The sequence below is a fragment of the Halorussus caseinilyticus genome, from assembly GCF_029338395.1.
Lineage (GTDB): Archaea > Halobacteriota > Halobacteria > Halobacteriales > Haladaptataceae > Halorussus > Halorussus caseinilyticus.
This window is the reverse complement of record NZ_CP119810.1, coordinates 250,568-265,253: the sequence shown is the minus strand read 5'-3', so window position 1 is coordinate 265,253 and position 14,686 is coordinate 250,568. Positions and strand designations below refer to the sequence as shown.

Here is a 14,686-nt window from a genome sequence, read left to right as displayed (position 1 = left end):
GCTTCCCGAGGATTTAGGCCGTCGCTCGCGTACCTCGGGGCATGGAAGTCACCGACTACGAGTTGTTCGAGGTGCCCCCGAGATGGTTGTTCCTGCGCCTCGAAACCAGCGACGGCACGGTCGGGTGGGGTGAACCCGTCGTAGAGGGCCGCGCTCACACCGTCCGGGCAGCCGTCGAGGAACTGCTCGAAGGTTACCTGCTCGGCGAGGACCCCCTCCGAATCGAGGACCACTGGCAGACGCTCTACCGCGGCGGGTTCTACCGCGGCGGCCCGGTTCTGATGTCGGCCATCGCGGGCATCGACCAAGCCCTCTGGGACATCAAAGGCAAGCACTTCGACGCGCCGGTGTACGAACTGCTGGGCGGCAGGGCGCGCGACCGAGTTCGGGTCTACCAGTGGGTCGGCGGCGACCGACCCGCGGACGTGGGCGAGGCGGCCCGCGAGAAGGTCGAAGCGGGATTCACCGCTCTGAAGATGAACGCCACGCCCGAGATGGAGCGCGTCGATTCGCCCGCGAAGGTCCGGGAGGCCGAAGAGCGACTGGCCGAGGTCCGCGAGGAAGTCGGCGACGAGGTTGACGTGGGCGTGGACTTCCACGGCCGGGTCGCCAAGTCGATGGCCAAGCGACTCGCCGCCGCGCTCGAACCCTACGAACCGATGTTCGTCGAGGAACCCGTCCTGCCCGAACACAACGACGCACTGCCGGAAATCGCGGCCCACACCACCACGCCAATCGCCACGGGCGAACGCATGTACTCCCGGTGGGACTTCAAGCAGGTTCTCGAAGACGGGACCGTGGACGTGATTCAACCCGACCTGAGCCACGCCGGGGGGATTACCGAGGTCAAGAAAATCGCGTCGATGGCCGAGGCCTACGACGTTGCGCTCGCGCCCCACTGTCCGCTCGGACCCCTCGCGCTGGCCGCCTGCGTCCAAGTGGACGCCTGCACGCCCAACGCCCTGATTCAAGAGCAGAGCCTCGACATCCACTACAACGAGACCAGCGACGTGCTGGACTACCTCGCGGACCCGAGCGTCTTCGAGTACGACGAGGGTTACGTCGAACTCCCCGACGGGCCGGGTCTCGGCGTCGAGATAGACGAGTCGGTCGTCCGCGAGCGCGCGGGCGACGTGAACTGGCACAACCCCGTCTGGCGACACGACGACGGGAGCGTCGCGGAGTGGTGAGATGGCGGACCCACTCGCGGCGTTTCCCGACGTGGAGACCGAGACCGACCGCGAACTCGTCGCGCGCCACCAGCAAGCAATCCGGGAGTTGGAGGGCGTCGGCGTGGACGGACTCGTCTACGAGTACCGGACCCAGTTCCACCGGGACCCCCTCGTGACCCAGACCGAGACGGCGTACTACCTCTCGGTCCGGGACCACGTCTGGAACGAGTTCGGCGAGCGCATGAGGTTGGACGCCGACGAGTTGGCGCGCTTGAGGGAGGCACACGCCGCGCAATTCCGCGCGAGCGTCGGCGAAGAGGCTAGTGACGAGGCGATGGTTCTGACGAAGGAGTGAGCATTCGAAACGGGAATAGTTAATTTTGACTCGGTATCGTGGCACCTAAATAGGACGGCTTCGACACTGACACTCGAAATGCCACCCGGTACAGCTGGCGGTTTAGGTGCCGTTCCGCTCTACTTACTTTTCCTCGTGCTACCGGGGCTAGCTTTTGCGAAGGCGTTCATTTATGCCGAACGGAGGTTAGACACGCTAGACCGTTGGGATAAGCTCGGATACGTCCTCGTCGGCGGCGTTTTGTCGGCTCTCGTTCTCGTCGGAGTTTTTCGGCTCTTGTCGGACGGTCCGAAACTCAAAGGAAGCAACGTAGGAGAGGTCACCATATTGGCGATGCTTATCGGCGTAAGCATTCAGTCACTCATAGCGGCCGGAGTAGGTTTAGGAGTCGGGATACTAAGATACAAACGCGGAGACGATTTGTCTGATAGAATGGAGGAGACGATTAGAAACTGGTCCGGTGAAGTAGGCCGGAAATTCGACGACCGCGAAGAACCGTGGGAGTTAGTTGTCGATAACGTCCGTGACCAAGAAATCGAGGTAGTGACTGCCGAAGGACAGAAGTTAGTTGGATACGTCGCCAGATTCAGTTCTACCCCCGACAAGCGAAGCCTCGTCTTATCCCCGATAGAACCGGAAAACCAAGAGAAAATCGGACGAGAGAACACGGAAGCTAACTCCATCTACGTCCACGATGCGGACATCTCCCATATCACGTTTATAAACAGAGAGGCCGACGACGAGTATGCAGATATGCTACCGAAAGGCGACGTAGAACTTCCCGACGACGGTCCCGAAGATTGAAACGGATTAAATAACGCTTTCGGAGGTGTAACCGGGATACTTGTTGTACACGTGTTCGAGAAGGCGTGAAATAGGGACTGAATTAAACTGTCGAGCGACTCTCTCGGCTTGCGACTCGATTTGGTCCCACTCTTCGTCGGTAATATCGAGGTCTTCGGGGAGTTCGTCTCTTAAATTCCCGCGGTATTGGTTGTTCAGTCTATAGGTGTACTTTTTATTGTTGCCGATATCAGTTTCTTGCGACGAAATTATCCCTTCGTCTTCTAAATCGTCTAAGTCGTGCAGGATGTTCTTGTCGAATGGCCCATAATCGTAAGCCTCGAAATCATATTCCACCGGAAACGATTCTCCAGCCTTCTCCTGCGCCAAAAATATTAATTTAATAAACCGCGTTCGGCCATCAACCTCCCCACCTGCCTCGTCCAAGATTGCGAGCGGAAGAATCTGTCTACGGTGCATGAGTGCTGTCGTTGTCGCGTAGATTGTAACGCCAACTGCGTAACTCTTCCGGTGCGAGCTTCTACGAATGCATTTTCCACTATATCATTTAAATCCTCCACGAGAAACGGAAGATGCTATCCGCATTCTGTTACACATAGTTCAGCGACGAAGCAATCAAGCGTTTCGCCACCGACGTACCTCCATGAACCGCTTCGAGGGCCAAACAGTTCTCGTCACTGGCTCTACGAGAGGAATTGGAGAATATACTTCGAAACGATTCGCGCGCGAAGGTGCGTCCGTCGTCGTGACAGGCCGAACCGTCGAAGACGGTGAGACCACCGCCGAGGAAATCCGGGACGCGGGCGGTGACGCCATCTTCGTGCAGGCGAACATGCGCGACCCGGACGAAATCGCGGCGCTGGTCGAGGCGACGGCCGAGGAGTACGGCGGTATCGACGTGCTGGTGAACAACGCGGGCGTCGAGACGAACACCTCCGTCACCGACGCGACGACGGACGACTGGGAGTTGGTCCTCGAAACCGACTTCCGGGCCTACTGGCTGACCGCCAAGCGCGCCGTCGAGTACATCGAGGAGGGAGCCATCGTCAACGTCTCTTCGAACCACGCCTTCGTGACGATGCCCGAGATGTTCCCGTACAACGCGGTCAAGGCCGGGATAAACGGGATGACCCGCGCGATGGCGCTCGACTTGGGACCGGAGATTCGGGTCAACACCGTCAATCCCGGATGGGTCGCCGTCGAACGCACGGAGTCGGACCTCTCGGAGGACGAACGCGAACATCTGGAGTCCATCCACCCCGTCGGGCGCATCGGCGACCCCGAGGACGTGGCGGGCGCGGTGGCCTTCCTCGCCAGCGACGACGCCGACTTCGTGACGGGAACGAGTCTGGTCGTGGACGGCGGGCGGACCGCGGTCATGCAGGACGACACGTTGCCGAACTACGACGCGGAGTGACATTTCCGGAACCCGAGAAAAAGAGCGAATCCAAGCCAGACGATTATTTGATGCTATCACTCGATGGTTTTCCGGGGGCAAATCGTGCATCTTTTTATAGATGAGTCCGATTGAATCGGTACGCCGATAGTGACAGTCGGTGACACTCACCTCGAAACTATGAGCCGGGATACAGACCTCACGGAGCGTGCGCCGTCACTCGACCGAGACGGACGCGCGGCGTATCGGATAGCATCGACCGACTGGAGCGTCAGCACGGCCGTCGTCAGAGCCGTCACCGAGATTTCGGGTTGTGACCTCCTGCCCGAGGAGGGCGTCCTGTACGACGTGGTGGACCCCGACGCGTTGGACCGCCTGTTCGCCGACCGGGGCGGAGTCGGCGAGACGGTCGGACGGGTCGTCTTCGACCTGCAAGGGTGTCGCGTCGAAGTCCGCGCCGACGGCGAACACGTCGTCTACGAACCCACGGAACGCGACGAGTCGCCAGCGTCGGCCGCACAGTCCGCGTAAGATTCGACTACCGTTCGGACGCCGCGGAACGCCGAGCGGCGGGAGCGAAACGGTCAAAATCGACATACGAAAAGGTAATCAGGGTGTACCCGAAGCCTCTCTCAAGGAACGATTACCGAATGGCCGCCTCGAACAACGTTTCGTTTTGGGAGATGTACCGCGAGTTGCCCGTCCGCACGACGGTTGCCACCGTCGTTCCGGTCTTCCTCGGTCTGGCGCAGTTACTCAACGGCTACGTCCACGGGGTACCGATAGTTCGGGTCGTCGGGTTCACCGCCGGAATCGTCCTCGCGGCCGTGCTAGTGACACAGCACCACCTCGTGCAGTACCACCGTCGGAACCTCCAGCGGGAGTTTCTGGGCGACGAGTGAGCGGCACGTCCGTTCGGAGCCTCACGTCTCGGAGTCGAACCTGTCGAACCAGTCGGCCAGTTCTTCGAGTCGGTGAACCGCCCGGTCGGGGTCGCCGATACTGTGATTCTCGTCGGGGTAGACGACTAGTCTGGCGGGAACGCCCTGTTTCTTGACGCTGACGTAAAGTTGTTCGCTCTGGGAGGGCGGACACCGCCAGTCCTCACCGCCCGCAGTCACGAGAAGCGGCGTGTCCACCTCGCCCACGTCGGCGATGCTCGACGACGCCTCGTAGCCCTCCGGGTTCTCCCACGGCAGGCCGAAGTCGTTCTCCCACCAGACGTGACTGTCGTCGGTGCCGAACGCCGACCGGAAGTCGTAGACGCCGTGTTCGGCCGCCCCCGCGGCGAAGCGGTCGGACTCGGCGACTAGATAGCCCGTGGTGATGCCGCCGTAGGAGAACCCGGTGGCGAAGCATCGGTCGTCGTCGGCCCACCCGCGGGAGACGGCCCCCTCGACCGCGGCCAACACGTCTTCGGTCTCGCGGGGTCCCCACTCGCCGCGAATCTGTTCGCTGAACGCCCGGCCGTAGGAGGAACTCCCGCGGTAGTTGGTCCGGACGACGACGTAGCCCCGCCCGGTCCAGTAGGAGAAGTCGAACGAGAACGTCGGGGCGTCGTAGGCGATTGGGCCGCCGTGGATGGAAGCGACCAGCGGTCGCGGGTCCGGGTCGTCGGGGTCGAAGTCCGCTGGGAAGTAAGCGACGGCCTCGACTTCCTCGCCGCCGGACTCGACGGTAAATCGGCGCACCTCGGGCGTGTGGCGGTCGGCCAGCAGGTCGTCGTTGAGCGCGGTGAGCCGGGTGGGGTCGGCGTCGGCGAGGTGGTCCGCGTCGGCGGCGAAGAGGTCCGTGCCCTCGCGGGGGTCCGAGAGGGTGACGACTGCCGTGTCGCCCCGCAAGTCGAACGCCTCTATCGTCCGGTCTCGGCCCTGCGCGTCGAAGGTTCGCTCGGGGGCGGCGTCCGCGCGGAAGCGCGCGAGGCGGGTCAGGCCCTCGTCGCCGACGGCCGCGAGTACGTCGTCGCCGTCCCACCCGAGTTCGCCGTGTCTGGCGACGGTCCGGTCGAAGTCGCCCGACCACGACTCGTGAGCGGCGTCGCCCGACACGTCCGCGACGAACACCTCCGAGGGCCGGTAGGCGTTTTCGGGGTCGCTCCCGACGAACGCGAGGCGGTCGCCGTCGGGGTGCCAGCGGGGTCTGGTGGCGGTCAGGTCGGAGTCGGTCAGCTTTCGGCAGTCGGTGCCGTCGGGCGCGACGGTGTAGAGGTCCATCACGTAGTTGTCGTCCGGGCGGTCGGTCCGGTTCGAGAGGAACGCGATGCGGCCCTCGTCGGTCCCGTCCGAGGGCGACCACGCGGGACTCAGACCGGTCGCGGGTTCGCGCGCGCCGCCGCCGTAGGCGTCGTCGAGGCGACGAGTCTCGCGGGTGTCGTAGTCCACGACGAAGAGGTAGGTCCGCACGTCGTCTAACCACCCCTCGCCGTCGTACTTGTGCTGGAGTCGCTCGGTGACGACCGGGCCGTCGTCCTCGCGGCGGTCCCGCAGGTACGCGCGCTGGTCGTCGGTCGGGTCGCGGGCCGCGACCACGAGTCGGTCGCCGTCGGGTCCCCAGTCGAACCCCTTCGCGCCCTCCTCGAAGTCGGTGAGTTGGCGTGCGTCCCCGCCACGTTCGAGGTCGAACGCCCAGATTTGCGGTTTGGGTTCGTCGTCGGCGTCCGTACCCTCTTCGTCCGCGTCGGACTCCTCGTCCTCGTCCGCGCGCGAGACGGCGATTTCGGCGTCGGTGCCACGCGCGGCGGCGAACGCGAGTCTCGACCCGTCGGGACTCCACGCCGGGGAGCTGGCGTCGGACGCCCGCGAGAGGCGGTGAGGCTCCCGAGAGCCGTCGGTGGGCGCGACGAACAGCGAACTCCGGCGCTCGTCGTCCCGCCGGTCGAACTGGTCGGCGACGAAAGCCACGCGCTCGCCGCCCGGCGAGACGGCGAGGTCGGTCGGGAGCGTCAGGTCGTAGAAGTCGTCGAGTTCGAGCGATTGGGTCACGGTGACACCGTGGCGCGCCGGCGTCTTGAGCGTGGGGGATTGGTGGGACGACGGGACGAAGCAGTCCGGCGTGGAGCAGACGACCGAGGCAACGCGGAAATAGACGACCGAGGCAACGCGGAAATGCAATCCATCCCGGCGCGCGCGAGCAACGCGCGCGAGGTTTTCCGGAGCGAAGCGACGGAAGGCTCGGTAGACGCGGTTCGTCTGCCGGTGGACGACTGAACGACCGGAGAGAGTGAGGGAGGAGGTTGGGGAGGTTCGAGGTTGCGGTGCTATGCGGTGCGGTTGCGGTCTGATTGGCTCAAGCCTGAAACTAGTGACTTCTCGTCGTACTCCGGAGCAGGGGAGACGAGAGAGAATGGAGACACGATAGAGCGAGGAAACAACGGAGAGCTAGCTACAGGCTTGAGCCAATCAGACCGCAACCGCACCGCCACCGCGGGCCACACCCTCCCCAACCGATTGCGCGTCTCGCTCCCTCCGGTCGCTCCGATGCTCATCCCTCGCGCGCCGTCGGCGCGACACGCTCACGCGGTCGCGCCAGCGCGCGCCGGACAGCAAACAAATCGAAACCCGCCTTTCAGAAAGAAAAATATAGTTAAAGAAAATATATCTATATCTAAAATAACACCAAAGATTTCTACTCCCGACCGCTCAGACGCGGCGAAACGGTGCCCCGGTCCACCGTCTGCTCCATCCACACCCCCAGATTCAGGACGCCCGAGAGCAGGCCCCAGTGGTCCGCATCGCCCGCGAGGTGCCGTCGGCGGAGCGTTCCACGAAGTCGCCGTCGAACAGCGGGCGGTCTCGGGCCGAGTCTAACCAGCGGTTGACCGTCCGCCGGACCCTCGGCACCTCGCGGTACCAGTCGTTCCACCGGGAGGGTCGGCCCGCGACCTGCCACCGGAGTTGCTTGCCGACGTACCCGGCGTCGTGGAGCGCCAGCGGGCGTTTCGGCGCGAGTCCGGTCCGCTCGTAGGGAATCCGGTCGAGACCCGCGCCGAGGCGACACACCGCCTCGCGCTTCAGCGGCGACATCGAACGCGGGATTCGCCCGCCCGTCAGCGGCACGGTCCCTCGGCGGAGTCGCCGGTGGTCCATCCCCGCCACGGCGTCCAGAAACGCGCCGTCGGCGAAGGGTACGCGCATCCCGACCTGACTCCGGACCGCCTCGTTGCCCCGGAAGTGAGAGTTCCTCGGGAAGTTGCGGAACCACGCGTCCAGCACGCGATTTCGGACGCTCGATTTGGAACTCTCGGCGACCATCTCGCGGATGGAACGGTCGGGGTCCACCGGCGCGTCGAGGACCGACCGGACGCGCTCGGCGACTCCCGGCGAAAGGCGAGCATCGACCGGAAGGCGTCGGCCGCCGAGGGCGCGTCGAGGTGGGCGGTCCAAATCTCCTCGCCGAGGAACTCGCCCTGCGGCGCGGCCTCCATCATCACGTCAACTTTCGCGTGGAGGTCCCCGAAGACGAACGACGGCGCGAACAGATTCTGGTGGGGCACCATCCCGTCGCAGGCCCGGACCGCCGCGGCGTACGACTCGGCGAAGTCGTCGGGCGTCTCGACCACCACGTCGTTGTCCACCCCCAGCGTCTCGGCGACCCGCCGGGCCGGGGCCAGATTCGAGGCGTCGGGCGGGTTCGAGTCGTAGGTGAACGTCCGGAACGGTCCGAACTCCTCGCGGAGGACGCCCGCCGGTAGGCCGACAGCGTGCGCTCTACGTAGCCTTCCTCGGGGAGGCGCGAGAACGACGGTTCCCGGTAGCGCCGGACCGACGGAGCGGAATCGCCCTCGCTGACGCGGAGGAAACTCGCCGGAGAGAACGCCTCGACGCCCGAAACGAGCGTCTCGTCGCCGAGCGCGAACCCGAACGACAGCAGGTCGGCGGCGGTCCGGGCGTCAATTTCGGGGTCGTCGAGTCGCTCGGCGACCGCCGAGAGGTCCGAGGCCGCCACCACGCCGTCGGGCGTCTCGGCGAGGTAACACTCCCGCGTGCCGAGTTTGTCGCTGGCGACCACGAGCGTCCCGTCGCGGTCGGCCGCCGCGAGCAGGAACGGGCCGCTGAGTCGCGGGAGCGTCACGGTCGGCCGGTCCAACACGCGCCGGAACACCTCGGCGTGGGAGAGACCGAGGTCGGCGCGATTCGAAATCGCGCCGTGGAGGACGCCGACGGTTGCGCCCTCCCACGTCGCGTGTCCGCCGGGGTCTTTCTCGCCGTGGTGGACCAGCGCCAGACCCACGTCGCTCGCTCGGCCGGTCTCGCCCGCCGAGAGCAGTTCGACTCGGTACCACTCCTCGGCGTCGAGCGACCGGACCATCGCGTCGAGCGAGTCCTGCCCGGCGGTGCTGGCGGCGATTCCTACCATACCCCGACGACCACCGACCGACTCATTGTTATTGGCAGGGAAAGTCCCCTACCGCCGGTTATCCCCGGCGTTCGCGGCCGGAAACCCGGCGTTACTGACCCCGTTTCTATCAAGTAGCCGAAGACCGGGGAGAGCCGGATTTCCGTCGTCGGACGCGTCCGCGCCCTCGGTCGCACACCACGTGTGCGCCGGACGCGAACGAGCCAGTAGTATTGTACCTCTCGTGCAAAACAGTTAAAGCCGTAGAACGAGAAGACGTAGGTGATGAGCGAAGACGAACTCGAATCCATCCGCGAACGGAAGCGCGAACAGATGCTCGGCGACGACGAGACCGACGCCGGGGACGGCGAGAGTGCGGACGCGCCGGACGAACCCATCCACGTAGAGAGCGTCGAACAGTTCTCTGACGTGACCACCGACTACGGCGTCGTGCTGGTGGACTTCTACGCGGACTGGTGTGGACCGTGCAATATGCTCGAACCAATCGTGGCGTCCGTCGCCGCCGAAACAGACGCCGCGGTAGCGAAAGTGGACGTTGACCAGCATCAGGGACTCGCTTCGCAGTACGGCGTCCGGGGCGTCCCGACGATGGTGCTGTTCGCCGACGGCGAACAGGTCGAACAACTCGTGGGCGTGCAGGACGAGGGAACCCTGACGAACCTCGTGGAGCGATACGGCGAAGACGCCCAGTAACGACGGATACCGGCGCTCTTGTAACGTCCGCACACATCCCGCAGACGTTAAGGCGGTCGGCCACCGAGTCGGTGACGATGGGTTTTCACACGTTCGACCCCGAGTCGGCCGACAAACTCGAAGACGACTCGCGGTATCGCTACCTCTCGCGCGAGGAACTGGTCGTCGCGCTAGCCCTCGGGTCCGACCGAACCGGGGCCGTCGCGGACCTCGGGAGCGGAACCGGCTTTTACACCGACGACGTGGCCCCGTTCGCCGCCGAGGTCCGGGCCGTGGACGTACAGGACGAGATGCACGAGCTGTACCGCGAGAAGGGCGTGCCCGAGAACGTCGAACTCGTGACCGCGGACATCGGCGACTTGCCCTTCGGCGACGGCGAACTCGACGCCGCCTTCTCGACCATGACGTTCCACGAGTTCGCGGGCGACGGCCACGGCGAGAGCGCGGGGGACGAAAGCGGCGCTGAGACCGAAGTCGCGCGCGTCCTCGCCGACGGCGGGCGCTTCGTCGTCGCCGACTGGTCGGCGACCGGCGAGGGCGAGAGCGGTCCCCCGGTCGGCGAGCGATACGACCGCGACGAGGCGGTCGAACTCCTCGAAAATGCGGGTTTCGAGGTCTTGCGGGCCGACGAGCGACCCGAGACGTTCTTCGTGGTCGTGCAGGCGTGAGGTCCGACCCCGAAACACCGCGTCTTCACTCCCGAACCTATTTTTCCGGCAGGACCCAACTCACGCGCATGGTGATGAAAGAGTCCCAAGAGAAAATCGAACGCGACGAACCGGTCCCGAACTTCGAGTTGAAAGGTACCGATGGCGAGACCCACACCCTCGCGGACTTCGCCGACTACGACGCCGTTCTGCTGGTGTTCACCTGCAACCACTGCCCGTACGCGCAGGCGAAGTTCGACCTGTTGAACGACGTTGCCGACGAGTACGACGACGCCGCAGTCGTCGGCATCAACCCCAACGACGCCGAGGAGTATCCCGACGACTCCTACGAAGCGATGGTCGAGTACGTCGAAGACGGCCGGATTCGCTACGACGCCTACCTCCGGGACGACACCCAAGCAGTCGCGGAGGACTACGGCGCGGAGTGTACGCCCGACCCGTTCCTCCTGCGCAACGAGGGCGAGGAGTTCACGCTGGCGTACCACGGCCGACTCGACGACGCGTTGAACCCCGACGACGAACCCACCGAAATCTACGTCCGAGACGCCATCGACGCGGTGCTGGCGGGCGAGGAAGTCGATTTGGACTTCATGCCCTCGCGGGGTTGCTCCATCAAGTGGAAGTGAGCGCCGCGTCGTCAGTGTTCTCTGCTCCGGAACGCCGTCACCCCGTCGGCGTACTGCATCGCTACCGTTCCGAGAACGCTCATCACGAGGACGTAGCCTACGGTGAACGACGCGAGTTCGTCGGTCCGCGGGATGGACGCGCCTGCGGTAGTCGCCAGCGCCGCGATGACCAGCGAGAACTCGCCGCGGGGGACCAGTCCGACGCCGACCCGGAGCGACCGCCGCCTGCTGAGACCGTAGACCCGACCGCCGAGGACGCCGCTGGCGAGTTTCGAGAGTGAAGTCACGACCACGGCGACGGCGAGTAGGACCCACACGTCGAGGAACGCGGTCACGTCGGTCGTTAGGCCGATGGAGAAGAAGAACACCGCGGCGAACAGGTCGCGGGTGGGACCCACCACGAGTTCGAGGCGTTCGTCGTGGTCGGTCTGGCCGAAGGCGGTTCCCACGAAGAAGGCGGCGACAGCCTCGCTGACTCCGAGGACGAGGGCCTCGCCAGCGACCAGCGTGGTGATGCCGACCGCGAACAGCAGGAACAACTCGTCTGCCTCCACCGAGAGCAGTCGCTCGACGTAGGGGGTACCGTAGACCGCGACGGCCGCCAGCGCCGCCAAGAACGCCCCGGACCTCCCGACCGAGACGAGGACGGCACCGACGCCGCCACCGCCGAGGGCCACCGCGGTCAGGATAGCGAGGACCACCGCGATGAGCAGGTCCTCGAAGACGAGCGTACCCAGAATCACGTCGCTCTCGGGGTCGGCAATCCACCCGCGTTCGACCAGCGACTTCGTGACGACGGCGCTCGAAGAGATGTAGACGATGCTGGCGAGAAACATCGCTGTCAGCAACGGAAAGCCGAACGCCGCGGCCAGCGCCAGTCCCGCGCCGAAGTTGACGAGGAAGTCGGTCGCGCCGACGCCGAACAGTCGGGTCGGCCGGGCCAGCAGGCGGTCGGGACTGAACTCCAGACCGAGGAAGAAGAGGAGAAAGACCACGCCGAGTTCCGCGCCCACGTCGAGTATCGGCCGGTGAGCGACCAGCGTCAGGTCTATCGGGCCGAGCGACAGCGGCGGGTTCGGACCGACGACCACGCCAGCGAGGATGTACGCCGGGATGACCGACTGGTTCGCGCGGGTCGCGAGCGCGCCAGCGACGGCCAGCGCGGTGAACGTGATGCCCAACTCCACGAGGATTTCGGCCATCAGTTCGACGCGAGGTCCGCGAGCGTTCCGTGTTGCGCGCGAGTGCCGAGTGCGACAACCACGTCGCCCGCGCCGAACTCGAAGTCCGGTTCGGGGTTGGCAATCGTCTCGCCGTCGCGCTGGACCGCGAGTATCGAGGTGCCGGTCTCGCGTCGGACGTTCGACTCGCTCAGCGACCGGCCGACCAGCGAGGAGTCCGCGGTCACGTCGTGCCACTCGATGATTTCCTCGCCGAGGGGGACCTGCACGCGCTCTAAATCGAGGGGTTGGAAGTACGCGCCCTCCAGCAGGGTGCCGAACTCGCGGGCCTGCTGGTCGTCGAGTTCGAAGAGTTTCTCGCTGTCGGCCTCGGCGGACCGACGCCGGAACACCTCGCGCTTGCCGTCGTGGTGGACGACGAGGACGAGACGGTCGTCGCCGTCGAGTTCGTACTCGAACTTCCGACCCACACCCGGAACGTCCGTCTCGTAGACGGTCATGCCCCACGATACGTCGGAGACGACCATAAACGTGTGTCGGGAGTCCAGTGCAGGCCGACCCTCCGGGTCCGACGCTCCGGAGGGGTTCGCGGGTGCGCGCTCGCTTGCGAGCGCGCACCCGCGAGAGCGCGAGGGGACGCGGGAAACAATCAATACTTAATACCGAAATCCGACTCGACCCCGCGAACGCTCGGCCGACCAATCGACGCGAACGCTTCGCTCCCGCGTCTCCGCCGCCGGGTCGAACTCCTCCGGTACTCGTGCGCTCGGGACGCCTCGGTCGGGTCGTGAGCGGAGAGAGCGAACCGGAGAGACCGCCTGAAATGCTGTTTGCGAAAACGTTTGCGTTTTCGAAAACGAAAACGTAAACGTCGTCGCACGCGCCGCGACGTGACTCGCTCACCGCTATCGAACCGCTCCCGCACCGCCACCGCGTCGAGGGAGGGAGCGAAGCGACCGACCGAGGACGGGACCGACGCCCGAACGAGAAAACTATAGGTTTCCTAAAGAAATAGAAACATTGCTAAAGCATAGAAAAATACGCCTCTTCCGGTCGGCCCAACACTTTACCCGAGACGCGTCGAACGCCCACGCAACGTGCCCGAACTCGAAGCCCCCCTCGAAATCGGCGGCGTCGAACTCCCGAATCGGCTCTATCGCGCGCCGTTGCTCGAATGCGCGGGCGAGGGACCCGACGCCGCCGAGACGCTGGCGGCCGAACTCGAACCCGCGGCGGCGTCCGGTGCCGGACTCGTCTTTCAGGGCGCGGCCCCCGTCCGCATGGACGGGGGCCGCGTCGCACCGTCGATGACGAGCCTCGCGGACCCCGAGTTCGCCGCGGGTCTCTCGGAGTTGACCGACGCAATCCACGACCACGGCGGGCGCGTCTTCGTCCAGTTGGACCACGGCGGCCTGCGGAGCATGGAGACGTGGCACGCCGAGTACCGCCGGGCCAACCCCGAGACGACCCAACTCGCGGTGTCCGAACCCCCGTGGCCCCTCCGTCTCGCCGACCGCCTCGGGTTTCTGGACTTCGACGTGCGGGTCCTCTCGACCGACGAGGTGTACGACCTCGCCGCGGACTTCGGGCGGTGTGCGGCCAACGCCGCCGACGCTGGCTACGACGGCGTCCACCTCGCGGGCGCGAACATGGGCATCCTCCAGCAGTTCCTCTCGCCGTTCTACAACCGCCGAGACGACGAGTTCGCCGACGGCGTGCGCTTCTTCGAGGCGGTGTACGACGAGATTCGGGCGCGGGCGGGCGACCTGCCCGTCGTCGCCAAAGTGCCCGCAGAGACCGAGACCCCGCCGTTCGTCCGCCGCCACCTCACCGCCGACGACGCCGTGGACATCTGCGCCCGCCTCGACCGCATCGGATACGACGCCCTCGTCCCGGTCCGGGTCTCGACGTTCTGGGACATGAGTATCGTCCGCGGGCGGTTCCCCGACCGGGCGTGGCGCGACCCGAACTTCCGCGAGGGGTACGTCGCGGCGTTCGGCAGTCGGTGGAAGGCCGCACTGGTCGCGGCCGCCAACCGAGTCGAGGCGTTCGAGTACGACTTCGAACCCACGTGGAACGCCGACCTCGCGCGCCGCGTGCGCGAGGCGGTTTCCGCGCCGGTGCTACTGGAGGGCGGCGTCCGGACCCGCGAGCAGATGGACGCCCTACTGGGGGACAGCGAGGACGGCGAAGAGGAGGACGACGGGAACGCGCCCGCCTGCGACGCGGTGGGGATGGGCCGACCGTTCTACGCCGAACCGCGACTTCCCGCCCGGATTCTCGACGCCGAGGACGCGGCGGCGGTCTGTGCGAACTGCAACAACTGCACCGTCCCGCAGGTGACGGGCGCGAACGGCGTCTGTCGGACGCCCAACGTGCTGGCCGAGAGAGGCGAGTTGGTGCGGGAGGGTGCCTACGACCGGGAGTAGGCCACCC

At 65.5% G+C, this 14,686-nt stretch carries 15 protein-coding genes and 1 pseudogene; 10 read left to right on the top strand and 6 right to left on the bottom strand.

Translation table 11 applies throughout. The features are described 5' to 3' along the window. Positions 1 to 41 precede the first annotated feature (41 nt). The 3 genes from dgoD to P2T60_RS18790 all read left to right on the top strand — a co-directional run bounded on the left by dgoD (position 42) and on the right by P2T60_RS18790 (position 2,331). Positions 42 to 1,190, top strand: coding sequence for a galactonate dehydratase (gene dgoD / locus P2T60_RS18800; RefSeq protein ID WP_276282292.1), 1,149 nt, complete (start codon positions 42 to 44; stop codon positions 1,188 to 1,190). Position 1,191: 1 nt separating this feature from the next. Beyond that, the gene (locus P2T60_RS18795) at positions 1,192 to 1,527 is read left to right on the top strand and encodes a DUF8048 family protein (RefSeq protein WP_276282291.1); all 336 of its coding nucleotides are present in this window, start codon (positions 1,192 to 1,194) and stop codon (positions 1,525 to 1,527) included. A gap of 78 nt (positions 1,528 to 1,605) precedes the next feature. Next, entirely contained in the window at positions 1,606 to 2,331 is a 726-nt protein-coding gene (locus P2T60_RS18790; protein WP_276282290.1) for a DUF6338 family protein, read from the top strand. Positions 2,332 to 2,337: 6 nt separating this feature from the next. Here P2T60_RS18790 and P2T60_RS18785 read toward each other — a convergent pair whose 3' ends face one another. Then, the gene (locus P2T60_RS18785) at positions 2,338 to 2,790 is read right to left on the bottom strand and encodes a beta/alpha barrel domain-containing protein (RefSeq protein ID WP_276282289.1); all 453 of its coding nucleotides are present in this window, start codon (positions 2,788 to 2,790) and stop codon (positions 2,338 to 2,340) included. A gap of 184 nt (positions 2,791 to 2,974) precedes the next feature. On the opposite strand from P2T60_RS18785, the gene P2T60_RS18780 reads away from it, so the two are divergent. The 3 genes from P2T60_RS18780 (at position 2,975) to P2T60_RS18770 (ending at position 4,629) form a co-directional block, all read left to right on the top strand. Next, positions 2,975 to 3,748 carry an SDR family NAD(P)-dependent oxidoreductase gene (locus tag P2T60_RS18780; RefSeq protein WP_276282288.1) on the top strand — a complete coding sequence of 258 codons (774 nt, stop codon included), beginning with the start codon at positions 2,975 to 2,977 and terminating at the stop codon, positions 3,746 to 3,748. 159 nt (positions 3,749 to 3,907) lie between these two features. Continuing rightward, positions 3,908 to 4,258 (top strand): HalOD1 output domain-containing protein, encoded by a 351-nt coding sequence (locus tag P2T60_RS18775; RefSeq protein ID WP_276282287.1) that lies wholly within the window; start codon positions 3,908 to 3,910, stop codon positions 4,256 to 4,258. A gap of 119 nt (positions 4,259 to 4,377) precedes the next feature. Beyond that, the gene (locus P2T60_RS18770) at positions 4,378 to 4,629 is read left to right on the top strand and encodes a hypothetical protein (protein ID WP_276282286.1); all 252 of its coding nucleotides are present in this window, start codon (positions 4,378 to 4,380) and stop codon (positions 4,627 to 4,629) included. Positions 4,630 to 4,650: 21 nt separating this feature from the next. Here P2T60_RS18770 and P2T60_RS18765 read toward each other — a convergent pair whose 3' ends face one another. From P2T60_RS18765 to P2T60_RS21935, 3 genes and pseudogenes are all read right to left on the bottom strand, one after another. Beyond that, positions 4,651 to 6,708, bottom strand: coding sequence for an alpha/beta hydrolase family protein (locus P2T60_RS18765; RefSeq protein WP_276282285.1), 2,058 nt, complete (start codon positions 6,706 to 6,708; stop codon positions 4,651 to 4,653). 714 nt (positions 6,709 to 7,422) lie between these two features. Then, positions 7,423 to 8,109: a hypothetical protein gene (locus P2T60_RS18760; RefSeq protein ID WP_276282283.1), complete on the bottom strand. Its 687-nt coding sequence runs from the start codon at positions 8,107 to 8,109 to the stop codon at positions 7,423 to 7,425. A gap of 98 nt (positions 8,110 to 8,207) precedes the next feature. Further along, positions 8,208 to 8,342, bottom strand: a pseudogene (locus P2T60_RS21935) (hypothetical protein); the annotation flags it as partial. Positions 8,343 to 9,346: 1,004 nt separating this feature from the next. Here P2T60_RS21935 and trxA point away from each other — a divergent pair. The 3 genes from trxA to P2T60_RS18740 all read left to right on the top strand — a co-directional run bounded on the left by trxA (position 9,347) and on the right by P2T60_RS18740 (position 11,069). After that, on the top strand, positions 9,347 to 9,775 hold the full coding sequence (gene trxA / locus P2T60_RS18750; RefSeq protein WP_276282281.1) for a thioredoxin: 429 nt from the start codon (positions 9,347 to 9,349) through the stop codon (positions 9,773 to 9,775). A gap of 77 nt (positions 9,776 to 9,852) precedes the next feature. Further along, the gene (locus P2T60_RS18745) at positions 9,853 to 10,443 is read left to right on the top strand and encodes a class I SAM-dependent methyltransferase (RefSeq protein ID WP_276282280.1); all 591 of its coding nucleotides are present in this window, start codon (positions 9,853 to 9,855) and stop codon (positions 10,441 to 10,443) included. Between the two features lie 68 nt (positions 10,444 to 10,511). Beyond that, positions 10,512 to 11,069, top strand: a complete 558-nt coding sequence (locus P2T60_RS18740) for a thioredoxin family protein (protein ID WP_276282279.1) — start codon at positions 10,512 to 10,514, stop codon at positions 11,067 to 11,069. Between the two features lie 11 nt (positions 11,070 to 11,080). Here P2T60_RS18740 and P2T60_RS18735 read toward each other — a convergent pair whose 3' ends face one another. After that, positions 11,081 to 12,271, bottom strand: a complete 1,191-nt coding sequence (locus P2T60_RS18735; RefSeq protein ID WP_276282278.1) for a cation:proton antiporter — start codon at positions 12,269 to 12,271, stop codon at positions 11,081 to 11,083. Then, entirely contained in the window at positions 12,271 to 12,750 is a 480-nt protein-coding gene (locus P2T60_RS18730; protein ID WP_276282277.1) for a cation:proton antiporter regulatory subunit, read from the bottom strand. The genes P2T60_RS18735 and P2T60_RS18730 overlap by 1 nt, the downstream gene beginning before the upstream one ends. Before the next feature lie 597 nt (positions 12,751 to 13,347). Here P2T60_RS18730 and P2T60_RS18725 point away from each other — a divergent pair. Further along, complete coding sequence (locus tag P2T60_RS18725) at positions 13,348 to 14,679, top strand: oxidoreductase (protein ID WP_276282276.1); 1,332 nt, start codon at positions 13,348 to 13,350, stop codon at positions 14,677 to 14,679. The last annotated feature ends 7 nt before the right edge of the window (positions 14,680 to 14,686 follow it).